The sequence below is a fragment of the Collinsella aerofaciens genome (genome assembly GCF_028209625.1).
GTDB lineage: Bacteria > Actinomycetota > Coriobacteriia > Coriobacteriales > Coriobacteriaceae > Collinsella > Collinsella aerofaciens_AM.
The window spans coordinates 46,762-67,081 of record NZ_JAQLDU010000013.1 but is presented as its reverse complement, the minus strand read 5'-3'; the positions used below and the strand labels follow the sequence as shown (position 1 = coordinate 67,081).

The window sequence follows — 20,320 nt, the reverse complement described above, 5'->3', positions numbered from 1 at the left end:
GGCCTCGGCGAGCGACATATCGCAGTCGAGGTAGACAACGAGGAAGTCGTCAGGCCCCGCAGAGGGGGACCGCGATGGTGGCCACCGCGCCGCCCGAGGGGCTGTTGGCGAGCGAGACGGAGCCCCCGTGGGCGCTCGCGGCCTCGGAGGCGACGTGGAGGCCGAGCCCGTAGTGGCGGCCTCCGTCGCGTGAGGAGCGGGAGGAGTCGTCTGTGAAGAGGCGCTCGCAGCCGCGTTCGAGGGCGGCGGGAGAGAAGCCCGGTCCGTCGTCGGACACCTCGATGACGAGGTGTCCGCCCGCGACGTCGCAGGAGACCGCCACGCGCGAGCGCGCGTGCTCGGCGGCGTTGACCACAAGGTTCGCGGCGGCTCGCGCCAGGGCGGTTCGGTCGAGTGGGGCCTCGGGCGCGCCCGCGACAGCGGGGCCCGTGGCCGCGTTGAGCGTCACGCCTCGCGCCCGGGCGATCTGGGCGGCCTCGGCGAGGACCTGTTCGCAGAGCTCGGCCGGCCGCATGGGGGCCCTCTCCGCCCCGCCGGACCCGCGCGAGGCCTCGATGAGCAGGCGCACGTAGCCGTCGAGCCTTTCGACACTGCCGGCTATGTCGCGCGCGGCGGCCGCGAGGTCGGCGTCTTTCTCGTCTTCCAGCTCCTCCGCCACGAAGTCGGCGTTGGCGCGCAGCACGGTGAGCGGCGTCTTGAGATCGTGGGCGAGCGACGCCACCTGCTCGCGCTGCCCCCGCTCCGCGGCCCAGCGGGCCTCGAGCGACTCGGCGAGGGAGGCCCGCATGGCGTCCATCGCGGCGAGGACGTCGTTCACCTCGCGCACGTTGGTGCTGCCGACCGCGAAGTCGAGCTCCCCCGCGCCGACGCGCCCCGCCGCCTCCGCGAGCGGCGCCATCTTGCGCGAGATCACGCGGCTCGCGCGGCGCGCCACGAGCGCGAGCGCGAGCGCGCTTCCCGCCGCGACGCCGACGAGCATGAGGTTCTGCGGGTTGGGAAGCAGGCCGGCGAGATCGCGCGAGACCCACTGCGGCAGGTACTCGCTGACAAGCGCGCATGCCCCGCCGTCCTTGAGCGGGAACGCGGCGTAGGTGAGGCCCGAGCCCCCGCCCTCGATCTCCACTGTGCCCGGATCAGCGGCGAGTGCCGTACGGGCCATTTCCGTCGCGTCCTCGAGCCGCGTGCCCTCGAGGTCTGTCATCAGCACGTATCCGTCCTTGTTCAGGATGAGGTAGCGGTACGCCGTCGGCACGTCCTGCTGCCCGCAGACGCCGTCGCGTGCCAGGCCCTCCGCGACCTCGCGTGCATTGGCCGGCCCCCAGCTTGCCTCGTAGACGAAGCCCACATTGATCGCCGCGGAGAGCACCATGAACGAGACGAGCCACGCCGTGGCGACCGCCGCGAACGCGTAGGCGAAGTAGCGCGCGATGACGAAGGAGAGCGGCATGCCCCCGCGACCTCGCGCTCCGATCTTCAGAGCTGCCACTTGTACCCCATCCCCCAGACGGTCGCGATCGGATCGGCGCCGGCCTCGGAGAGTTTCCTCCGGGCGCGGCTGACCTGCATGGATATGGCCGCATCGTCGGCGTCGCTCTCCCAGCCGAGCACCGCCTCGCGTATCTGCGCGCGGCTCATGACCTGCCCGGGGTGACGAGCGAGGTACTCGCAGATGGCGTACTCGGTGGGCGTGAGCGGCACGGCCTCGCCACCCACAGCGAGGCCGCGCGCCCCGAGGTCGATCCGCACCTCCCCGAAGGAGAGGGCGTGCGAGCGCGGCCGGCGCTCACGGCGTAGATGGGCCGCGACCTTGGCGCGCAGCTCCGCGGCCCCGAAGGGCTTGCGGACGTAGTCGTCGGCGCCCAGGCCGTAGCCGGCCACAGCATCCTCCTCGGCCACGCGAGCGGTCAGGAAGACGATGGGCCCGTCGAAGTCCGGGCGGATCTGCCGCACGAGCTCGAAGCCATCGAGCCCCGGCATCATGACGTCGCAGAGCACGAGGTCGAAGCGCGAGAGGTCCATCCCCGGGACCGCCGTCGGGTCCGCCTCCCTGACGACCTCATGGCCGTCGCGGCCGAGGACGCGCGCGAGAGCGTCGAGGATCGCCCGTTCATCATCCACTGCCAGTATCCTCGCCATGTTAGACCTCCTGAAACTCTCGTCGGAATTGTACTAGCGCCGCATTCAGCGGTCCAGAGCCCCGCGCGCAGCTGCGGGCGCCTCAGCCGCTTCGCACGCGCGGTCGCGCACGCCCGAGCCGCCGCGCGCCTCGATTCCGAGCCAGCCCTCGCCGTCCGACTCCCGCCCGAAGAAGATGAGCTGGAGCTCTCGGACATTGCCCCTGTCGTTCGCCGCGTCCACCAGGTAGACGTAGTTCGCCCCCGCCCCGGTGGCGTCGGCGTAGGAGCTCGCGTGGCTGCCGGGCCCGAGCGCGGGCGCCCACATGGCGATCTCAAGGTTGGGCAGCACGCGGTCGGCGATCGAGCGCAGCGCCGACCCCCCCAGCCGGCGTCGAGCAGGGCATTCCTGCCCAGGACGAGCGCTGCGGAGAGGAGGGCGAGCACGGCGGCGAGCGGCCTCCTACGCATCTGCCCTCCCGTCCTCGAAGCGGCAGAACCAGGCGAGAAGGACGGCGGCGGCTGCCAGGGTGAGCACGAGGCCAGCGAGCGCAGTCGTGAGGAGTGGGCCCGCCGCGCGTACGGCGTCGATGAAGGCCTCCACCCCGAGCGACCCCAAGCGCGCGGGCCAGGCGAGCGGCACCCAGCTCAGGGGCGTCGCCAGGGCACCGGTGAGCTCGCCGGTCATGAGACCGTGCGCAAGTCCGCCCACCGAGAAGAACGCGAGGAGCATCCCCGCCGCGCCGGCGCCGATGACGGCGTTGCGGCCGAGGCGCAGGGCCACGCCGAGCCCCAGCGCGTAGAGGGGCAGGCTGCCCAGCACGATGCCCGCCCAGGCGGCCGAAAGCGGAGTGGGCCCGAGCGGCAGGCGCCCGGCGACGGCGAGCACGGCCCCGAACACGCCGAGCGCCACGGCCAGCGCGCCCGCGCCGAGCGCCGCAAGGGCGAGCAGCTTCGCCGCGACGGCGCGCCCGCGCGAGGGGACCGCCGTGAGGTTGGCGAGGCGCCCGGCAGCGCGCTCCTCGTCCACAGCGAGCCCGCAGACGATGGCGGACATGAGCGGCATGAGAGCGCCGAGAAACTGGGCGTAGGCGTCCGCGCCCAGCGCCGGGTCCCATCGGGTTACGGAGAAGTACTCGCCGCAGGCAAGACCGGCTGCCAGGCCGCAGACGAGATGCACCGCCGCGAGCGGGGAGCGCGCCAGGCGCAGGGCCTCGGAGAGCAGGGCCCGCGAGAGAGTCATGCGCGGCATCGGGTCGGAGAGTCGTGTCATGGCCATCACCTCTCCTCGGAGCGCGCGAACCAGGCCGCGCCCGCCGCCGTGAGCGCGGCGAACGCGAGCGCGCAGACCGCAAGGCCCGCCAGCGTGAGCATGCCGTCCGACGCGAGCGCCCCGCCGAGCGCCATGTCCGCCGCGAGCGGCTCGCCGCTCGGCAGCACGGGTATGAAGCTCGTGGGGATGACCATGTTCGTCGACGGCGGAAAGAGCTGCGGTAGCGGCACCAACGACCAGACGAACCCACCTACGAGTTGCGCGGCGAGCGGGCAGAAGATGCCCGCGAGCATGCCGAGCCGCGCCGTGAGGAAGAGCCCTGCGGGGATCATCCACGCCGCGGTCACCGTGTTGACGAGCGCGCAGAGGAGCATCGTGAGCGTGCCCGCGGCCGTGAGGCCCTGCGAGGAGAACGCCGATCCCGCGAGGTAGATGCCGAAAACCACGAGGTTCGAGAGCGTGCAGAGCGCGAGGCACCAGAGCGCCTTGGCCCACCAGGCGCGCCCGAGCGGGAAGCCCAGGCCCAGAAGCCCCCGCATCCGCGTGCGAGCATCAGCCCGCGCGACGCACGCCACCACGAGCGAGAGGCACACGGGCAGGAAGAGCGCGTACCAGTAGTTCCATGCGCTGAAGATCTGCACGCCCCGGTAGGCCTCGCGCCGAGCAGCGGCATCGGCAGCGCCATGAGCACGGCCAGGCGAACCGGTGCCGCGTGGCGCGACTTCAGGGCCTCGGCGCGCAGGGCCGCGAGCAGGCCGCCTTTCTCACCCGTCATGCCGCCACCTCCCCGCGCGCTCGTCGCCCTTCCCGACAGAAGCTCATGAAGAGTTCCTCGAGGTCCTGCCCGGGACGAAGCGCATCCTCGTAGGCGAGGCGCCCCCCGCAGATGATGCCGATGGTGTCCGCCATCTGCTGCACCTCGGAGAGGATGTGGCTCGAGACGATCACCGTCGTACCCGCCGCCGCGAAGCCGCGGATCTGGTCGCGCAGCTCCTCGATGCCGATGGGGTCGAGGCCGTTGGTGGGCTCGTCGAGCACGAGCAGGCGTGGCCGGGCGATCAGCGCCAGCGCGAGCCCCAGGCGCTGCCGCATGCCCATCGAGAAGCGCCCGGTGCGCTTCTTCCCGGTGTCCGCGAGGTCCACGGCGGCGAGCACCTCATCTATGCGGCTCTCGGGAAGGCCCAGCAGCGTGGTGCGCACGCGCAGGTTCTCGCGCGCGGTGAGGTTGGGGTAGAGCGGCGCCTCCTCGATGAGGCTGCCGATTGCGTAGAGGTCCTCGCGGCGCCAGGCGTGCCCGGCAAAGAGGATCTCCCCGGCCGTCGGCCGCAGCATCCCGCAGATCATCTTGAGCGTTGTCGACTTGCCGGCGCCGTTGGGACCGAGCAGCCCGTACACCTCGCCCTCGCGGATATGAAGGCTCACGTCGGCCACGGCGTCCTGCGCCTGGTCGCCGCGGCCGAAGCGCTTGGTGAGCCCGCGCGTCTCGAGCATGTAACCCATGGGTTTATCCTTTCTCTTCCGGGCGCGCGGGCCGAGTCGCCGTGCCCGCGCGCCTTACCTTTCGGGTTCACCATCCATGGTGGGGCGCGTTTCTAACGAAGCCGTAACGGCCGTTGGGCTCTTTTGGCGCCAACCCTTCTCGACCCGCACATCATGATTAATTTGCTTAAGGCAACAACTTTCCCGATAGATGTAATCACCGAATCAAAACGTGTACATCAGCCATCAAAGATGCCGAAAAATGTCATATTTGGAGGCTGATGTACACAAATGCAGAATCCCGCACAACCCAGTAGCATCCTCCATATGTCTGGACTCTCTATGCTTACGCTGGATAGACATCGCCGGAACGGGTATAGTATCGAAAGTTTTGTCGTTAACCAGCGGGGGAGTCCTGTGGGCATCAAAAAGAAGATCAAAAAGGAGCTTATCGGCACTTCCGATTACCCGTCGAATAAGATCTTTACGATCTCCAATTTCATCACCTTTACGCGCCTGATCCTCACCCTGGTATTTCTGTACCTGTTTGTGACGGATAACAACCGCGTCATCGCCATCGTTATCTACGCCGTTGCCGCCTCTACCGACTGGATGGACGGTCAGATCGCCCGCATGACCAAGACGGTCTCGTGGCTCGGCAAGGTCATGGATCCCATCTGCGACCGTGCGCTGCTGTTCACCGGCGTACTTGGGCTGGTGGTCCGCGGAGAGCTGCCCATCTGGGTCTGCGTGCTCATTATTGGCCGCGACATCTATCTGGGCATCGGCACGCTTATCGTTCGTCATTATCACCGTCGCCCCATCGATGTCGTCTTTCCCGGAAAGATTGCCACTGCACTGCTCATGACCGGCTTCTCGCTCATGCTGCTCGGGTTCCCCGTTATTGACGGCCTGCATCTTTTACCTTCAACCCTTACGGCCTTCCCGGGCCTCAACGGAAGCTCGGTGCCCCTCGGCATCTTCTTTGTGTACGGCGGCGTGATCTTCTCCATGCTCACGGCTGTCATCTATTCCATTAAGGGCGGAGTGGCCATTAAACAGGCTCTCGCGCATCCCGAGGACGAGGACATCGACTTTCTGAACCCTGAAATCGAAGACTGATTCGTTGGGGTATGATTACGTACGGTTCATTATTTGCGGCACGTCCGCGATAAGTTAGGGGTTGTCATGGACAACATGGTTAACAATATGCCTCAGAATGATAAGACTGCTGACGCTACCTGCGTATTCCGCGTGCCTTCAAGCGACGTCACCGTTCCCGACCTCATGGCCAACGTGCGCATCACCGCCCCCGTTCTGTCCATCGTCAAGGGTCCGCAGACTGGTGCCGCCTTTGAGCTCGAGGACGACGTGACCACCATCGGCCGCGATCCTGCGAACGGCATCTTCCTCAATGACATGACCGTTTCGCGCAGCCACGCGCGCATTATTCGTGAGGGGCTCCAGGCTCGCATCGAGGACTTGGGCTCGCTCAATGGCACCTGGGTCGACGGTGCCATCGTCAATGCAGCCCCGCTGCACGATGGTTCATCCGTCCAGATCGGTACGTTTACGCTCATCTACCACGAGAGCACGCCGGAGCGCATCGAAACCGGTGAGTAGGGCATGGCCGAACGCAACTATTTGAGTATCGGCCAAGTCGTCAACCTTCTTCGAGGCGCATACCCCGATCTTTCGAACTCAAAAATTAGATTTCTAGAGGATGAGGGGCTCATTACCCCTCATCGTACGCCTAAGGGATACCGTCAGTACTCCAAGGAGGACGTTGATCGCCTGGAGGTCATTCTGCACCTGCAGAAGACCCGCTACATGCCGCTCAACGTGATTAAGCAGCGCTTGGAAAACGCTACGGACCTGTCAACGCTCGCCTACGAGGTGGGCTTACTGTCCGATGTTCCGCTCAAGACGGAGCCCAAGGAGACTAAACAAAAGCTGCATCCCATCGAGACCATTCCCGATATGTTGGGCGTCGAGATTTCGTTTATCCGCTCGCTCGCCGAGAACGACCTTATTCGCATCATCAAGAGTCCGCAGAATCGTGAGCTCGTCGATGGTCGCGATTTTCCGATCATCCGTTACTGCTCCGAGCTGTCACGCTTCCATATCGAGCCGCGCAACCTGCGTCAGTACGTGTCTTCCGCCAACCGCGAGTCCTCGATGTTTGAGCAGGTGCTCGTGAGCATGCTCGGCATGGATACCTCCGATGACGAGCGCGACGCCAAGCTCGAGCGTGCGTTTAAGAAGCTTCACGACCTGACGGAGGGCGTGCACACCGCGCTGCTCAAAAACCGCGTTTTTGAGTCGCTCAACGCCGTGGTCGAGGACGCCGACATCGATGCACTCGATGAGGAAATCGCTCGCTCCGAGTCCACCAAGGCCAAAAACGAAGAAACTGCCGCGCCTGCTTCGCACGAGGATTCTCTCGTAAAGCCGCTCAAGGTCGTCGCCCCTTCGCACTCCGGCACCGTCACCGCGGGCAAATAACCGCTGCTGATATTTCGGCAACTCATTGAAAGGTCATGCAATGTACGACTTCGAATCTCAAATCGTCGACATCCCCGACTATCCCGAGCCCGGAGTCGTCTTTAAAGACATCACGCCGCTCTTTGGCAATCCCGAGGCGCTCAAAGCCATGACCGATGCCCTCGCCGAGCACTTTGCCGGCATGGGGATCACCAAGGTCGTGGGTCCCGAGGCTCGCGGCTTTATGGTTGGCGTACCGGTGGCTGTAGCCCTTGGCGCCGGCTTTGTTCCCGCACGTAAACCGGGCAAGCTGCCGCGCGAGACCGTAAGCCAGAGCTACGAGCTCGAGTACGGCACCGATTCAATTGAGATCCATGCCGACGCTATCAGCTCTAAAGATACCGTGTTGATTCTGGACGACTTGGTCGCGACGGGCGGAACCGTCGAGGCAACAGGTAAACTGGTGCGAGATATGGGCGCAAAGCTTATCGGTTACGGTTGTATACTTGAGCTTGCGTTTCTCAACCCGCGCGAGAAGCTCACGCCGTCTGATGACGATGTGGAGCTCTTTAGCCTGGTGACGGTAGGCTAGCCGTTACCCTTAGTTACTGGAAAGGAAGCTACATGCGCACAGCAAACACGCACAAAAACATGGCACGCTGCGCTGCTACGGCAACCCTCGCTTGTGTTTTGGGCTTGGGCCTCGCGGCTCCTGCCTACGCCGATACCGCATCCGACCTTGCCGCTGCTCGTACGAAACTCGAGCAGATCGGCACCCAAACCCAGCAGATTTACGATGAGCTTGCCACGCAGACGCAGGCGCTCGATCAGACTGCCGGCGAGATCACGCAAAAGCAGCAGGAGATCGCCGATGGTCAGGCCAAGCTCTCGACCTATGTCGCCGGCGAGTACAAAACCGGCGGTCTGAGCCTGCTTCAGGTTTTGACGGGTGTCGATGATCTGAGCGATATGCTCAACCGTCTGTTCTACTACGGCAAAGTTTCCGATAAGCAAGCTCAGACCATTCAAGAGGTCAAGGAGCTTAAGCAGCAGCTCACCGATAAGCAGGCCGAGCAGGAGAAGAACGTCGCCACCACGCAAAAGAAGGTCGACGAGCTTAATGCCCAGCAGGCTGAAGCCCAGAACGTCGTAAACTCCCTGGATTCGCAGCTGCAGGCCGAGCTCGCTGCCGAGGCCGAGGCCAACGCTGCGCTGCAGGCTGGCATTAATGCTAGCACCGCCGAAAAGGCCACGGTGAGCAACGACACCGCCGGTACGACCGAGAACACCAACAATGGCGGCCAGACCAACAATAACAACAACCAGGGCGGCAACACGCCGGCTCCCGCACCGCAGCCTGCCCCCACGCCCGCTCCGGCTCCCACGCCTTCAGCACCGAGTCAGTCTGTTGATGGTGGCTCCGTTGTTTCGCGCGCCTACAGCAAGCTCGGCTATGCGTATTCTTGGGGCGGCATTGGACCGAACAGCTTTGACTGCTCCGGTTTTGTAAGCTATTGCCTCACGGGACGCTACTGCCGTCTGGGCACCACGGTCGACTTCATGGGTTGGACCCGTGTGTCCGATCCGCAACCCGGCGATGTTGTGGTTAACTCCTACCATACCGGCATTTATATCGGTAATGGTCAGATGATCCATGCTTCCGACTACAAAACGGGCGTCATCATCAGCTCCGTTGCCGCCGGCATGAACAACAATTATATTTTCGTTCGCTACTAAGTGGTTTAGCTCAGCAAGCAAAGATGGACCTCGTATCCTTGGGGAGCGAGGTCCATTGTTTTATCTCGAGCGCCCGTTTTGCATGTAAGCAACAATCTAGTTTTGAATACTAGATATGCGCAGCATCTGTCCAAAAGATAGCTATAATTGTTGAGGAACAACTAGAAAGGACCCTCAATGAGCTGGGCACTTATCTCAGATTCGAGCTGCAATCTTCGCGATTGGCAACCGACTGCACCCCGTACCACCTTTGCATTCGCTCCTCTCAAAATTCGAGTAGGGGAGCGCGAATTTGTCGACGACCTTTTGCTCGATGTTCACGAGCTTAATGTTGCCATTCAGTCGGAAGCCAGCGCATCATCGAGCGCCTGCCCAAGCGTGGGGGAGTGGGCTGAGCTCTTTAAGCTCGCCGACAAGACGATCTGCATGCCAATCTCCGAGGGTGTCTCTGGAAGCTATAACGCTGCCGCTACGGCACGCGATATGGTACTTGCCGAGGAGCCCAATCGTCAGATTCACCTGGTCAATTCGCGGGCAGCAGGCGGCAAGATGGATCTGATCTTCTTGCTGTTTGATCGTTATCTTGCAAGTAACCCGGACGTTTCCTTTGAGGACGCCTGCGCTTACTTCGACAGTCTCGAGCAAAACAGCAAGATTCTCTTTAGCCTGTGTAATTACGAGAACCTTGCAAAGGCAGGACGCATTCCTAAGGCAGCCGGCGTCATTGCCAACAAGCTCAATATTCGCATTTTGGGCACGGCGAGCGAGGCCGGTAAAATCGAGCTCGTCGGGCACACGCGTGGCGAAAAGAAGATGCTCAACAAGATCATCGACACCATGGAAGCCGAAGGTTTTACGGGCGGCGAGGTCGTTATCGACCATGTCGAGAATGAGGCAGGCGCCCAAGCACTTGCCAGCCGAATTGTGGAGCGCTGGCCAGGCTCCAAGACTATCATCATGCCCTGTAACGGGCTAGATTCATACTATGCCGAAATGCATGGGCTCATTATCGGCTACGGCATGGGCGTGGCTTCGGGCCAATAACGTCCAACCAAGCAAAAATACGGGCGGGACAAAGTGGCAGATAGCCCTTTGTTCCGCCCGTTTTATACGTCGGCTAGCTATTAAACCCATTAAACTTTAGATAGCTCATCAGGTACGCTTTCGAAACGAAGGATGAAACCGCACTGCGCACAAGCAGCGACTCACGCGTTACCTGATGCGCCGTATCGGGAACCGGCGTCTGCTCGACGGAAAACGCCGAACGAATCGATGCCTCGAGCTGATCGACCACATAATCGAAGGCCGTCGGGGCATCGTAGCTCAAACGCTGAATGTTAAAGAGTGCCTGCACCGCAGCAATAGGTAAGACCTGCTTAAAGAGGCAGATAGCGATCAGGCGGGCAATCTGCTCGCGGCCATATTGCTTTTTGACCGGAGCAGGCACCAAGCCGACCTTCACGTAGTTATTGATCATCGATGGTGTAATGACAGGGTGCTCAACGCAAATGGACAGCGGCTCCATCCACAGCGCAACATACTCAATAACCTGGTCGCGGTAGAGCGTCACATTGGGCAACTGGTCATAGCGCGGCAGACTCAACGTATTGAGTTTGCGCACGATTTCGGACTGAATAAATGCATCGGGCAGCACAGTGGGCTGAATATCCTCAGGCTTAATGCTGACCGACGAATCGGACATCGGAATAACGTGTTTAACGTGGTTCATAAAGGTCCTCCGTTCATTTTCTATATTGTATTCTAGGTTATCTAGTTTTACATACCACATAGCCGGCAAGTAAAAGTGGTTGGACAACACATTGATGCATCGTCCAACCACTTTGTTTAAAGATAGCAACCTTACATAAGATATATTATCGTACTTATTCACGGAGAAACGCGTATGCGCTCGTTGCTGCTATGGCTCCGTCCGAAACGGCGGTCACAACCTGGCGTAAACGCTTGGAACGGATATCGCCGGCTGCGAATAAGCCGGGCGTACGGGTGGCCATCGAATCGTCGGTGACAATGCCGCCGTCAGGAGCCAGATCGACTAGATGCTCAACCAGCTCGGTATGCGGCAGCATCCCCGTAAAGACAAAGATGCCAAACGAGCCAGGTTCAAATGACTCGGTATGAGTCTCGCCAGATGCATTGTCCTTAAAGGTAATCGTCGTTGGCATGGCTTCGCCCGATAGCTCCACAATACTAGTTTGGTACCTAACTGTAATATTGTCCTTTGCGAGTACTTTCTGAACAACACCATCGGGCGCACGAAACTGGTCGCGGCGCAGCACGATGGTCACACTGCTGGCAATGTCGGACAGGAACAGCGCCTCTTCGCATGCCGAATTGCCACCACCGATTACAAAAACCTGCTTGCCGCGGAAAAACATGCCGTCACATGTTGCGCAATATGAAACGCCACGACCGCGATACGTATCCTCGCCTGCGAAACCTGCCGGACGCGGCGTGGCACCCATGCAAGCGATAACGCTCGAGGCCAGCGTATCGCCCATATCGTGATGCACCGTAAACAACGCTGCATCGGCATCGTAATCGATACCCGTAACCATGCTCCATGTAACCTGTGCTCCCAGGCCCTCTGCATGCTGCTGAAAACGCTCGCCAAGTTCGGCGCCACTCAGGAGCGGGAAACCCGGATAGTTCTCGACCTCATTGGTTGTGGCGATCTGCCCTCCCGACATGCCCTGCTCAATCACGGTCGTCGTCAGGTTGGCACGCGCAGCATAAATGGCGGCAGCATAGCCCGCGGGGCCGCCACCGATAATCGCAACATCGATCGGCTGATCGGTAGTCATGGAACATCCTCTCGTCGAAACATTGACGTTCTTTGCGCTCATACCCAAATTTACGTGAACGTGACACTCATGCACTACAATGATAAATCCGTATTACAAAGCTGAAGGGGAGTTATCGATGGACCAGGCGCAGACGAGTGACGACGCTCCCCTGCTCACGCACAGCACTCCCCAATCGGAGCAAACCACGCTCCTGGCTCAACAAAAACCTCTCGTGACCATCGTGCACGCCTCCGTTGGCTCGGGCCACAAGGCCGCCGCAAATGCGATAGCGCAGGCATTCGACCTCATCCGCGGCACCAATGGCATCCCCGAGGATATTGAGATTGAAGTGCTCGATATCCTTGATTTTGGACGTATTAAATTCGACGGCAATAAGACCGCGGCTTCTTTTACGGGAGCCACGCGCCCCATTTACGACCTGACCTGGCGATATACGCTTACGGGACATCTTCTCTGGGGTGGCGGAACGGCATGGTCGCGAATTATGTTCCCCGCCTTCAACGAATATATTCGTAGCCGCAGGCCCATAGCCGTGGTTGCAACGCACATCACAGCAGCCAATGTTGCCGTGGGCGCCCGCGTAATTACGGGTATCGATTATCCGGTCATCTGCGTACCGACCGACTACGAAGTCGAGGGATGGTGGCCCCACAAGGACACCGATTTATTCTGTGTTGCCAACGAATTTATGGCCGAAACGCTGCGTCCGCGCAAGGTGCTCGAGACAAAGATTCGCATTACCGGCATTCCTATTCGCGCCGGATTCGACACGGATTACGATCGCGAGGAAGAGCTAGCTAAGTTCAACCTCCCCACCGACAAGACCGTCGTGCTGGTAATGGCCGGTGCCAGCTTGCCTCAACCGTACGTTCGCTTTCGCGCGGAGATGGACCGCACCCTCCCCTTCCTACGCAGCTTCGAAGACATGCACTTTGTCTTTTTGCCGGGCAAAGACACCGAATATGCCACCCGCCTCAAAACGCTCTTCGACGCCATGAAGCTCGAAAACGTCACGGTTCTGGACTATGTCGATGATATGGCAGCGCTTATGCACGGCTGCGACCTGGCAATTCTCAAATCGGGCGGACTCACCGTCACCGAATGCCTGTGCGCACACCTGCCGATGATCCTGCTGGGCAAGTCCTATGGCCAGGAAAAGGCCAACACCACCATGCTCACCGGCATGGGCGCCAGCATGCACGTCACCACGGCACGAGAGCTCATCGTAACCCTGCGCCATCTCCATGATCATCCCGAGTCGCTCAAGGCATTGCTCATCAATGGCGAAGTACTGCGCCGTCCCCGCGCAGCCGAAGACATCGCCATCGCCACCATGGAACTCGTAGGTAAACCCCAAAAGCGCAAAAGAGCCTTCTGCCGCTTCTACTGGGGCGAAAAACCCGCGCATATCAGGTAGGACGGACTGTCCGCTCTCCCGTGGGAGGGCCCTATATATCATCCCGTGCTCAAACATTCTCGCGTTGCTGCGAAACTGCGCGCGGGACGATATATAGGGCCCTCCCACGGGAGAGCTGCGTTTACGCGCTAGCGGCTAATCCCAGATTCCCCACCACTAGAACCTGCAAAGGCGAAACCGGAAATTCTAAATACAGACAGCCAATGCGGCAAAGGGATAGTTCCTTTGTCGCATTGGCTGACTAGAATGTAATATTGTTTCAAGCGAGTAGCCGCCCGCCCGCCTCTCACACATATCGTTCCACGCGCAGTTTCGCAGCGAGCGAAGCGAAGCGAGAATGTTTGAGCATGGAATGATATGTGTGAGAGGCGGGCGGGAGGGATATGAGCGCCCCCCCGCGAGAATGTTTGAGCACGGGATGATATGTGTGGGCCCCGGGTGAGAGGCCGACCCTACATGTTGAAAATGATTAAGCGATGCCGCTGGAGCCGAAGCCTCCGTTGCCTCGGTCGGTTTCGTCTAGTTCTTGTACTTCTACGAGGTTGACCGTGGGGACTTCTTGGATGACGAGTTGGGCGATGCGGTCGCCTTTGTTGATTTGGATGTTGTTCGTGGGGTCCAGGTTAATGAGGATGACTTTGAGCTCTCCTCGGTAGTGGGCATCGATGAGGCCAGGAGTGTTGACTATAGACAGGCCTTGCTTGATGGCCAGGCCGCTGCGGGGCTGGACGAAGCCGGCGTAGCCGTCAGGTAGGGCGATAGCTAGGCCCGTGGAGACCAGACGACGCTCAAAGGGCTTCAGAGTGCAATCCTCGTTGGAACGCAGGTCAAGACCGGCATCCGTAGGATGGGCGTATTTGGGAAGCTCGACGGTTGGGTCGAGACGTTTAATGTTAACGGTAATGTTGGACATGAAATCACCTTAGCTTGTCGAGCTCTTGCAGAAACTCATCGACGTCTTTGAAATCGCGGTAGACCGAGGCAAAGCGGATGTACGCCACCTTGTCGATCTTGGCCAAGCGCTTGAGCACCATGTCACCCAACTCATGGGACGTGACGGCCGTCAGTGTGCGAGAGCGCAGCTCGACCTCGATGTCGTCGATAATCTCATTGAGCTTCTTAGTGTCGATATCGCGCTTGATGGTGGCGCGCATCAAGCCGACGAGCAGCTTATTGCGATCGAACCGCTGCTTGGTTCCGTCTGACTTAATGACCTCGATTGGGTCTTCGCATCGCTCGAACGTTGTAAAGCGATAGTTACACGAGCAACATTCGCGACGGCGCTTAATGGTGTTATTTGACTCCTGCATACGGGAATCAACGACGCGGGTATGTGCCTTGCCGCATTTGGGACAGCGCATGGTACCTCCTCTTAAACGATAACAAGGGTACCATGCGCAGCGCGATAATGATTACGAACGAGCAGGAACCTTAAGATGCGCACCGGCGGCGAGCGAACCATGCTCCAGATGATTGACGTTACGGATCATGTCGGAAGTCTCTTGCGTGGAAAGGCCTTCGATTGGATATTCCTCGGCAAGCGACCAAAGAGAATCGCCAGTCTGAACGCGAATGGTCTCGTAAGTAATGTTGGAAACGGACTCGGCATACGCGGCGTGACGAGAGCTAAAGACCGAAGTAGCGAGGACAAAGAAGAGCGTAAGCGCAACGGCGACGGCGACAATCGTCGGAACCTTCAGGGCAACGCGGGCCGGCGCGACTACAGCCTGCTGATTGCGAGCAGGCTTTACGGTCAAAGGTTGAATGCCGGAGCGGCCACCCTGAACAACCGTAAAAGTGGGTTCTGCAGGCGTCTCGAGCTTAAGGGCGAGGTTTCCCTGGACCATATTCGTTGCGTTCATCATGTTCTCCTCTCGCGTGTTTTGCTGAGAACAGTTTTATCAAGCCGCGCGGACAAAAATGTCTAGCGCGAGAACGAATGTTCGGTTATTATTATCTTCGAACAGTTGTTCCTGTCAAGCAAAATTCGAACATTTGTTTGACATGGGTAGAGAGGATGCCCTGATGGCTCGCAAAATTACCAAGCGTCAGCAGCAAATTTACGACTTCATCAAGGAATATCAGCAGGAGAAGGGTTATCCGCCCAGCGTGCGTGAGATGGCTTCTGCCGTGGGCCTTTCCTCCCCAAGCACCGTGCACGCCCATCTCTCTGCCCTGGAGGCGCGCGGGCTGCTCAAGCGCGATGCCACCAAGCCGCGTGCCCTGGAACTCTTTAACGAGGATGGTTCCTCTGTCTCAATTTCTAAATCTGACGAGCCCACCGCACCTCGCGGAACGGTCTCGCTACCGCTCGTTGGTCGCGTCGCGGCTGGGATTCCCATTCTGGCCGAGCAGAATATCGAAGACACGTTTACTATCCCGACCGAAATCGCCACTGATCAGGGTTCCTTTATCCTTGAGGTGCATGGGAGCTCAATGATCAATGTCGGCATCTTCAATGGCGATTACATCATCGTCCGTGAACAAAAGAGTGCCATGAACGGCGAAATTGTCGTGGCCATGATTGATGGTTCGGCGACCGTCAAGACGTTCTACAAGGAGCAGGGGCGTGTGCGCTTGCAGCCCGAGAACGACACCATGGAACCTATCTATGCAACGAATCCCGTTATCCTGGGCAAAGTCGTCGGCTTGATGCGCCGGTTCTCGTAATGCAAAAACGCATAACCATCTTTGATACCGTCCGCGGGTTTACGATGATTTCTATGGCAGGTTTTCACGCTTGCTATGATCTCGCCTACCTGTATGGCTGGGATATGCCCTGGTTTACCCAGACTGTCTTTCAAGACGTCTGGCGCGCCAGCAACAGCTGGGTATTTTTGTTTATCGCGGGTTGGATGTGCACGCTCTCACGCAACAATGCCAAACGAGCGGCTAAGTACGCTGCCGCAGCTTTGGTCGTCTGGATCGCAACAACTCTCGTATCGGTCGACGATTCAGTGAACTTTGGCATCATTTATTGCATGGCGATGTGCACCGCGGTGGTTGCGTTCACCCGTCCGTTACTCCAAAAATTACCGGGCTCATGGGGCATCGCAGCGTGCCTTGTTCTTTTTGCCCTAACCTGGGGCATTCCAAAGGCGGTCTACCCACTCCCCTACCTGGCATGGCTTGGATTCCCAGGCCCGGGTTTTGTTTCGGGAGATTACTATCCGCTCATACCGTTTGTCTTTATGTACCTTACCGGCTTTTTTGCTGCCCAGGCAGCACAAGCATCAAGTCTCGAAGCGCCAGCATGGGCATACGCCAATCCTATCCCGGCGCTCGCAGTCCTGGGTCGGCATGCCTTACCGTTCTACCTGCTCCATCAGCCAGTCATTCTAGGCGTGCTAGAAATCGTTTATTCCGTACGATAGCGCTCGAGCCGCGGTGCAATACGAGCCGGCAACTTCGCCACAATGCGAACGCCGTCCTCGAGATATTCCTCATGCAGAAGGGTTCCCTGCTCATGCACCAGCGTGATGAGAGCGCCCTCGCGATACGGGATATCAGCGGAGAGCAACACATCGGTGGCAGCTGCCTCGCGAGCAATCCGGTCGACGAGATCGTCGAGCCCCTCGCCCGTTTGGGCCGAGAACAGAACGGCCTCCGGATAGCGACGACGGAAACTCAATCGATCGACGCTATCGAGAAGATCGATTTTATTGAATACGGTCAGCGTTAAACGCTCTCCGGCGCCGATCTCATCAAGCACGCGGTCGACAGCATCCAGCTGCCGCTCATAGTCCTCGTCAGACGCATCTACGACTTTGAGAATTAGATCGGCACCCAACACCTCGGACAGCGTCGATTTAAAGGCATCGACCAGACCATGCGGCAGCTTTTGAATAAAGCCGACGGTATCAGTAATCGTCATGCCGCGACCGCCGGGCAGGCGATACGAACGCGTCGTCGGGTCGAGCGTAGCAAACAGCTTGTCCTGCGAAAGTACCGTAGAGCCGGTCAGGCGATTGAGCAACGTCGATTTACCGGCATTGGTATAACCGGCTAACGCGACGCGAAACGCCGGTGACTCAATGCGGCTCTTGGACTGGACATCGCGACGCTGTTCAACCTGCTTGAGCTCACGACGAAGCGCGGCAATCTTATTGCGAATCAAGCGACGGTCAACCTCGAGCTGGCTTTCACCCTGGCCAAAGCGCGAACCGATGCCGCCGCGCGTCTGCTCCTTGGCAAGATGGCTCCACATGCCACGCAGACGAGGCAACAGATATTGAAGCTGCGCCAGCTGTACCTGTAGGCGTCCCTCACGCGTCTGAGCATGCAGGCCAAAGATATCCAAGATCAGTGCTGTACGATCGATAATCTTTACCGGCTCGCCCACGGCTTTCTCCAAATAGGATTGCTGCGAGGGCGTCAGGTCGTCGTCAAAAATAACGACATCGGCATCCATGCGATGCACCAGGCCGCACAGCTCTTCAACCTTACCGGAACCGATAAACGATTTTGGATACGGCTTAACCAGACGCTGTGACAAACGCGCCACGCACTGGGCGCCAGCCGTATGGGCCAGGCGCTCAAGCTCGTCAAGCGAACGATCGAGCGGCCATGCATTGTCGCGCCACTCAACACCAACTAATATGGCACGCTCGGGCTCGGGTGCCGTGGGAACAAGGGGGAAACGGGCCATTAGGCAGCCTCAATACGATGCAGGATGTCCTCAACGACCTCATCGATCGTAAACTCGTCCATATCGAACCACACGATACGGTCATCGCGCTTAAACCACGAAAGCTGACGTTTGGCATAGCGACGCGAACGCATCTTGATGAGTTCGCGAGCCTCATCCATAGAAATCACGCCATTGAAAGCATCAATGATCTCTTTATAGCCAATTGCCTGCATCGAAGTCAGGGCATCTCCCAGCCCCTGGTCCATAAGACCGCGAACCTCATCGACAAGACCCTGCTCAAACATCAGATCGACGCGCAGGTTAATGCGCTCGTAGAGCACCTCGCGATTACGCGTCAGACCAAACCATAGAGCATGATAATGCTCGCGCGGAACACTAAACTGACTTTTTTGCTGTGCATAGGAGATACCATCATCATGCATCTCGAGCGCACGAATCACACGGCGCACATTATGGGGATGAATAACAGCAGCCGATTCTGGGTCGCGCTCGGCAAGCAGGGCATGCAGCTCTTCCTCGCCAATACGCTCGGCAAGCTCCTGATAGCCCATACGACGATCGTCCTCAAGTTCACCCGAAGGAAAGTCCATTTCATCGAGGGCGGCCTTGAGATACAGCCCCGTACCTCCGCAAAAAACCGGCAGGCAACCCGAACCAAGGAGACGTTCAACATGCGCGCGAGCGTCAGCCTGATAAAGCGCAGCAGAATATGCCACACCCGGCTCTACAATGTCGACGAGACGCAGCGGCACCGTACACTCATCGGGCGCCATCTTTGCGGTACCGATGTCCATGCCGCGATAGATTTGCATCGCATCGCACGACAGCACTTCGGACGAAAGACGAGCTGCCAAACGGTCGGCAACATCACTCTTACCAACCGCCGTCGGACCGACGATCGCAACGGCGGAAATTCCTGCCCTGGGAGAAACCATTAGCGCGGCTCGCCCACAACGGAGCCGGACAAATACCAGGTCTTGGCAACGTCAACGTCAACATCAACGATCTTGCCAACAAGCTGATCGATGCTGTAACCCTCGGGGATAGGCGCATGCACGGTCTGATTCTTGGGACTCTTGCCCAGCAGGACCGCGTCGTTCTTTTTACTCGTTCCCTCAATGAGCGCCGGCACCACAGTATGAAGCTCACCCTGGTTATACTCGTGTGCCGTAGTCTCGATAACCTTAACCAGGCGGTTGAAACGCTCGAGAATAACCTCATGCGGCGTAGGATCGTCAATCTCTGCGGCCGGGGTACCGGCGCGCTTGGAATAGATGAAGGTATAGGCCTGAGCATAGCGGACCGTCTCGGCAAGTGAGAGCGTCTGCTCAAAGTCCTCTTCAGTCTCGCCCGGGAAGCCAACGATAATATCGGTCGAGAGCGCGATATCGGGCATGCGGTTGCGAATGCGATCGACCAGGCCCAGATAGTCCTCGCGTGTATAACGGCGATTCATCTCTTTGAGGATACGCGTGGAGCCCGACTGAACGGCCAAGTGAAGCTGCGGCATGACGGCGGGCGTCTCGGCCATGGCGTCGATGGTCTCGGGCAGTAGATCCTTAGGATGAGAAGAGGTAAAGAAGATGCGCTCCACACCCGTATCACCCACGGCACGCAGCAGATCGGCAAAACGCGGCTTGCCAAACAGATCGCGACCATATGAGTTAACGTTTTGGCCCAGCAGCGTAATCTCGCGCACGCCCTGGCGCACCAAACCGGTCACCTCGTCGACAATTTCCTCGAAGGGGCGGCTCTTTTCGCGACCGCGCACGTACGGCACGATGCAATAGGTACAGAAATTATTGCAGCCCGTCATAATGGGTACCCAGGCGTGATACTGGGTCTCGCGATGCCACGGCATGCTCATGGCATCCGTATCCTCATGCTCATTGGTGCGGATATGACGCTTGCCATCAAGGAACGCCTCGGCAATGAGCTCGGCCACATGTGCGATGGAATGCGTACCAAAGATGACATTGACGTTATCGACGTTGATGAGCAGGCCCTCGCCATCGCGCTGCGCGATGCAACCACCAACGGCAACCACACGCTTGCCCGAGGGTGAGGGCGGGAGGCTCTTACAAGAGTTGCACTGACCGTACAGGCGAGTATCGGCGGCCTCGCGCACGCAGCACGTCATGAAGACAACGATATCGGCATGCTCGGGATCGAGCGCCATGAGGCAACCATACGAATCGAGCAGACCGCTCACGCGCTCAGAGTCGTGCTGATTCATCTGGCAGCCAAAGGTGCGGATATAGTAGGTTTTACCGGCAAGAATATCGCGTACGGAACGCTGGTCCATGTGCATAAGTCCTAACGATGGAGAGGGGGGGCGAA

General features: G+C 59.5%; 23 protein-coding genes. 9 read left to right on the top strand and 14 right to left on the bottom strand.

Features of this window, described 5'->3' with window-relative positions:
• Positions 1-49: 49 nt before the first annotated feature.
• The 6 genes from PMW70_RS07460 to PMW70_RS07435 form a co-directional block, all read right to left on the bottom strand.
• Entirely contained in the window at positions 50-1,447 is a 1,398-nt protein-coding gene (locus PMW70_RS07460; protein ID WP_271744420.1) for a sensor histidine kinase, read from the bottom strand.
• A gap of 26 nt (positions 1,448-1,473) precedes the next feature.
• Positions 1,474-2,136, bottom strand: a complete 663-nt coding sequence (locus PMW70_RS07455) for a response regulator transcription factor (protein WP_161154696.1) — start codon at positions 2,134-2,136, stop codon at positions 1,474-1,476.
• Between the two features lie 45 nt (positions 2,137-2,181).
• Positions 2,182-2,466, bottom strand: a complete 285-nt coding sequence (locus PMW70_RS07450; protein WP_271744418.1) for a hypothetical protein — start codon at positions 2,464-2,466, stop codon at positions 2,182-2,184.
• A gap of 111 nt (positions 2,467-2,577) precedes the next feature.
• The gene (locus PMW70_RS07445) at positions 2,578-3,387 is read right to left on the bottom strand and encodes an ABC-2 family transporter permease (protein WP_271744417.1); all 810 of its coding nucleotides are present in this window, start codon (positions 3,385-3,387) and stop codon (positions 2,578-2,580) included.
• A 5-nt stretch (positions 3,388-3,392) separates the two neighbouring features.
• Positions 3,393-4,028: an ABC-2 family transporter permease gene (locus PMW70_RS07440; protein ID WP_271744416.1), complete on the bottom strand. Its 636-nt coding sequence runs from the start codon at positions 4,026-4,028 to the stop codon at positions 3,393-3,395.
• A gap of 130 nt (positions 4,029-4,158) precedes the next feature.
• Positions 4,159-4,887: a lantibiotic protection ABC transporter ATP-binding protein gene (locus PMW70_RS07435; protein ID WP_118387912.1), complete on the bottom strand. Its 729-nt coding sequence runs from the start codon at positions 4,885-4,887 to the stop codon at positions 4,159-4,161.
• A 396-nt stretch (positions 4,888-5,283) separates the two neighbouring features.
• On the opposite strand from PMW70_RS07435, the gene PMW70_RS07430 reads away from it, so the two are divergent.
• The 6 genes from PMW70_RS07430 (at position 5,284) to PMW70_RS07405 (ending at position 10,131) form a co-directional block, all read left to right on the top strand.
• Entirely contained in the window at positions 5,284-5,988 is a 705-nt protein-coding gene (locus PMW70_RS07430; RefSeq protein ID WP_089573364.1) for a CDP-alcohol phosphatidyltransferase family protein, read from the top strand.
• Between the two features lie 66 nt (positions 5,989-6,054).
• Positions 6,055-6,489 (top strand): FHA domain-containing protein, encoded by a 435-nt coding sequence (locus PMW70_RS07425; protein ID WP_192934514.1) that lies wholly within the window; start codon positions 6,055-6,057, stop codon positions 6,487-6,489.
• Positions 6,490-6,492: 3 nt separating this feature from the next.
• A complete protein-coding gene (ftsR, locus tag PMW70_RS07420) occupies positions 6,493-7,371 on the top strand; it encodes a transcriptional regulator FtsR (protein WP_117773499.1) in 879 nt (292 codons plus the stop codon).
• 40 nt (positions 7,372-7,411) lie between these two features.
• Positions 7,412-7,942 (top strand): adenine phosphoribosyltransferase, encoded by a 531-nt coding sequence (locus PMW70_RS07415; protein ID WP_117773500.1) that lies wholly within the window; start codon positions 7,412-7,414, stop codon positions 7,940-7,942.
• A 32-nt stretch (positions 7,943-7,974) separates the two neighbouring features.
• On the top strand, positions 7,975-9,087 hold the full coding sequence (locus PMW70_RS07410) for a C40 family peptidase (protein ID WP_197032151.1): 1,113 nt from the start codon (positions 7,975-7,977) through the stop codon (positions 9,085-9,087).
• 177 nt (positions 9,088-9,264) lie between these two features.
• Positions 9,265-10,131 carry a DegV family protein gene (locus tag PMW70_RS07405; RefSeq protein WP_117861918.1) on the top strand — a complete coding sequence of 289 codons (867 nt, stop codon included), beginning with the start codon at positions 9,265-9,267 and terminating at the stop codon, positions 10,129-10,131.
• A 73-nt stretch (positions 10,132-10,204) separates the two neighbouring features.
• Here PMW70_RS07405 and PMW70_RS07400 read toward each other — a convergent pair whose 3' ends face one another.
• Positions 10,205-10,816 (bottom strand): DUF1836 domain-containing protein, encoded by a 612-nt coding sequence (locus tag PMW70_RS07400; protein WP_195404079.1) that lies wholly within the window; start codon positions 10,814-10,816, stop codon positions 10,205-10,207.
• A 154-nt stretch (positions 10,817-10,970) separates the two neighbouring features.
• Positions 10,971-11,909: an NAD(P)/FAD-dependent oxidoreductase gene (locus tag PMW70_RS07395; protein ID WP_117773502.1), complete on the bottom strand. Its 939-nt coding sequence runs from the start codon at positions 11,907-11,909 to the stop codon at positions 10,971-10,973.
• A gap of 118 nt (positions 11,910-12,027) precedes the next feature.
• Between PMW70_RS07395 and PMW70_RS07390 the strand changes: the two genes are divergently transcribed.
• On the top strand, positions 12,028-13,329 hold the full coding sequence (locus tag PMW70_RS07390; RefSeq protein WP_271744409.1) for an MGDG synthase family glycosyltransferase: 1,302 nt from the start codon (positions 12,028-12,030) through the stop codon (positions 13,327-13,329).
• A gap of 469 nt (positions 13,330-13,798) precedes the next feature.
• Here PMW70_RS07390 and dut read toward each other — a convergent pair whose 3' ends face one another.
• Genes dut through PMW70_RS07375 form a run of 3 tightly spaced genes read right to left on the bottom strand, consistent with a single transcriptional unit; the run spans position 13,799 to position 15,194 of the window.
• The gene (dut, locus tag PMW70_RS07385; protein WP_271744408.1) at positions 13,799-14,242 is read right to left on the bottom strand and encodes a dUTP diphosphatase; all 444 of its coding nucleotides are present in this window, start codon (positions 14,240-14,242) and stop codon (positions 13,799-13,801) included.
• Positions 14,243-14,246: 4 nt separating this feature from the next.
• Positions 14,247-14,690, bottom strand: coding sequence for a transcriptional regulator NrdR (gene nrdR / locus PMW70_RS07380; RefSeq protein WP_022093781.1), 444 nt, complete (start codon positions 14,688-14,690; stop codon positions 14,247-14,249).
• A 51-nt stretch (positions 14,691-14,741) separates the two neighbouring features.
• The gene (locus tag PMW70_RS07375) at positions 14,742-15,194 is read right to left on the bottom strand and encodes a LysM peptidoglycan-binding domain-containing protein (RefSeq protein WP_117800111.1); all 453 of its coding nucleotides are present in this window, start codon (positions 15,192-15,194) and stop codon (positions 14,742-14,744) included.
• A 160-nt stretch (positions 15,195-15,354) separates the two neighbouring features.
• Between PMW70_RS07375 and lexA the strand changes: the two genes are divergently transcribed.
• Both lexA and PMW70_RS07365 read left to right on the top strand, forming a co-directional pair.
• On the top strand, positions 15,355-15,999 hold the full coding sequence (gene lexA / locus PMW70_RS07370) for a transcriptional repressor LexA (RefSeq protein ID WP_040359862.1): 645 nt from the start codon (positions 15,355-15,357) through the stop codon (positions 15,997-15,999).
• Positions 15,999-16,703, top strand: coding sequence for a heparan-alpha-glucosaminide N-acetyltransferase (locus PMW70_RS07365; protein WP_271744407.1), 705 nt, complete (start codon positions 15,999-16,001; stop codon positions 16,701-16,703). The genes lexA and PMW70_RS07365 overlap by 1 nt, the downstream gene beginning before the upstream one ends.
• On the opposite strand, the gene hflX is transcribed toward PMW70_RS07365, so the two are convergent.
• From hflX to miaB, 3 genes are read right to left on the bottom strand one after another with little or no spacing between them, the layout of a single operon-like run.
• On the bottom strand, positions 16,688-17,977 hold the full coding sequence (hflX, locus tag PMW70_RS07360; protein ID WP_271744406.1) for a GTPase HflX: 1,290 nt from the start codon (positions 17,975-17,977) through the stop codon (positions 16,688-16,690). The two genes, PMW70_RS07365 and hflX, sit on opposite strands and share 16 nt — an antisense overlap.
• Positions 17,977-18,915, bottom strand: coding sequence for a tRNA (adenosine(37)-N6)-dimethylallyltransferase MiaA (miaA, locus tag PMW70_RS07355; RefSeq protein WP_271744405.1), 939 nt, complete (start codon positions 18,913-18,915; stop codon positions 17,977-17,979). The genes hflX and miaA overlap by 1 nt, the downstream gene beginning before the upstream one ends.
• Complete coding sequence (gene miaB, locus PMW70_RS07350; RefSeq protein WP_271744403.1) at positions 18,915-20,285, bottom strand: tRNA (N6-isopentenyl adenosine(37)-C2)-methylthiotransferase MiaB; 1,371 nt, start codon at positions 20,283-20,285, stop codon at positions 18,915-18,917. Before miaB ends, miaA begins: the two co-directional genes overlap by 1 nt.
• Between the last annotated feature and the right edge of the window lie 35 nt (positions 20,286-20,320).

Coding starts and splice junctions, on each gene's coding strand:
- PMW70_RS07460 (WP_271744420.1), bottom strand. CDS start 1,447: ATGCCGCTCTCCTTCGTCATCGCGCGCTACTTCGCCTACGCGTTCGCG.
- PMW70_RS07455 (WP_161154696.1), bottom strand. CDS start 2,136: ATGGCGAGGATACTGGCAGTGGATGATGAACGGGCGATCCTCGACGCT.
- PMW70_RS07445 (WP_271744417.1), bottom strand. CDS start 3,387: ATGACACGACTCTCCGACCCGATGCCGCGCATGACTCTCTCGCGGGCC.
- PMW70_RS07435 (WP_118387912.1), bottom strand. CDS start 4,887: ATGGGTTACATGCTCGAGACGCGCGGGCTCACCAAGCGCTTCGGCCGC.
- PMW70_RS07425 (WP_192934514.1), top strand. CDS start 6,055: ATGGACAACATGGTTAACAATATGCCTCAGAATGATAAGACTGCTGAC.
- ftsR (WP_117773499.1), top strand. CDS start 6,493: ATGGCCGAACGCAACTATTTGAGTATCGGCCAAGTCGTCAACCTTCTT.
- PMW70_RS07415 (WP_117773500.1), top strand. CDS start 7,412: ATGTACGACTTCGAATCTCAAATCGTCGACATCCCCGACTATCCCGAG.
- PMW70_RS07410 (WP_197032151.1), top strand. CDS start 7,975: ATGCGCACAGCAAACACGCACAAAAACATGGCACGCTGCGCTGCTACG.
- PMW70_RS07405 (WP_117861918.1), top strand. CDS start 9,265: ATGAGCTGGGCACTTATCTCAGATTCGAGCTGCAATCTTCGCGATTGG.
- PMW70_RS07400 (WP_195404079.1), bottom strand. CDS start 10,816: ATGAACCACGTTAAACACGTTATTCCGATGTCCGATTCGTCGGTCAGC.
- PMW70_RS07395 (WP_117773502.1), bottom strand. CDS start 11,909: ATGACTACCGATCAGCCGATCGATGTTGCGATTATCGGTGGCGGCCCC.
- PMW70_RS07390 (WP_271744409.1), top strand. CDS start 12,028: ATGGACCAGGCGCAGACGAGTGACGACGCTCCCCTGCTCACGCACAGC.
- dut (WP_271744408.1), bottom strand. CDS start 14,242: ATGTCCAACATTACCGTTAACATTAAACGTCTCGACCCAACCGTCGAG.
- nrdR (WP_022093781.1), bottom strand. CDS start 14,690: ATGCGCTGTCCCAAATGCGGCAAGGCACATACCCGCGTCGTTGATTCC.
- PMW70_RS07375 (WP_117800111.1), bottom strand. CDS start 15,194: ATGATGAACGCAACGAATATGGTCCAGGGAAACCTCGCCCTTAAGCTC.
- lexA (WP_040359862.1), top strand. CDS start 15,355: ATGGCTCGCAAAATTACCAAGCGTCAGCAGCAAATTTACGACTTCATC.
- PMW70_RS07365 (WP_271744407.1), top strand. CDS start 15,999: ATGCAAAAACGCATAACCATCTTTGATACCGTCCGCGGGTTTACGATG.
- hflX (WP_271744406.1), bottom strand. CDS start 17,977: ATGGCCCGTTTCCCCCTTGTTCCCACGGCACCCGAGCCCGAGCGTGCC.
- miaA (WP_271744405.1), bottom strand. CDS start 18,915: ATGGTTTCTCCCAGGGCAGGAATTTCCGCCGTTGCGATCGTCGGTCCG.
- miaB (WP_271744403.1), bottom strand. CDS start 20,285: ATGGACCAGCGTTCCGTACGCGATATTCTTGCCGGTAAAACCTACTAT.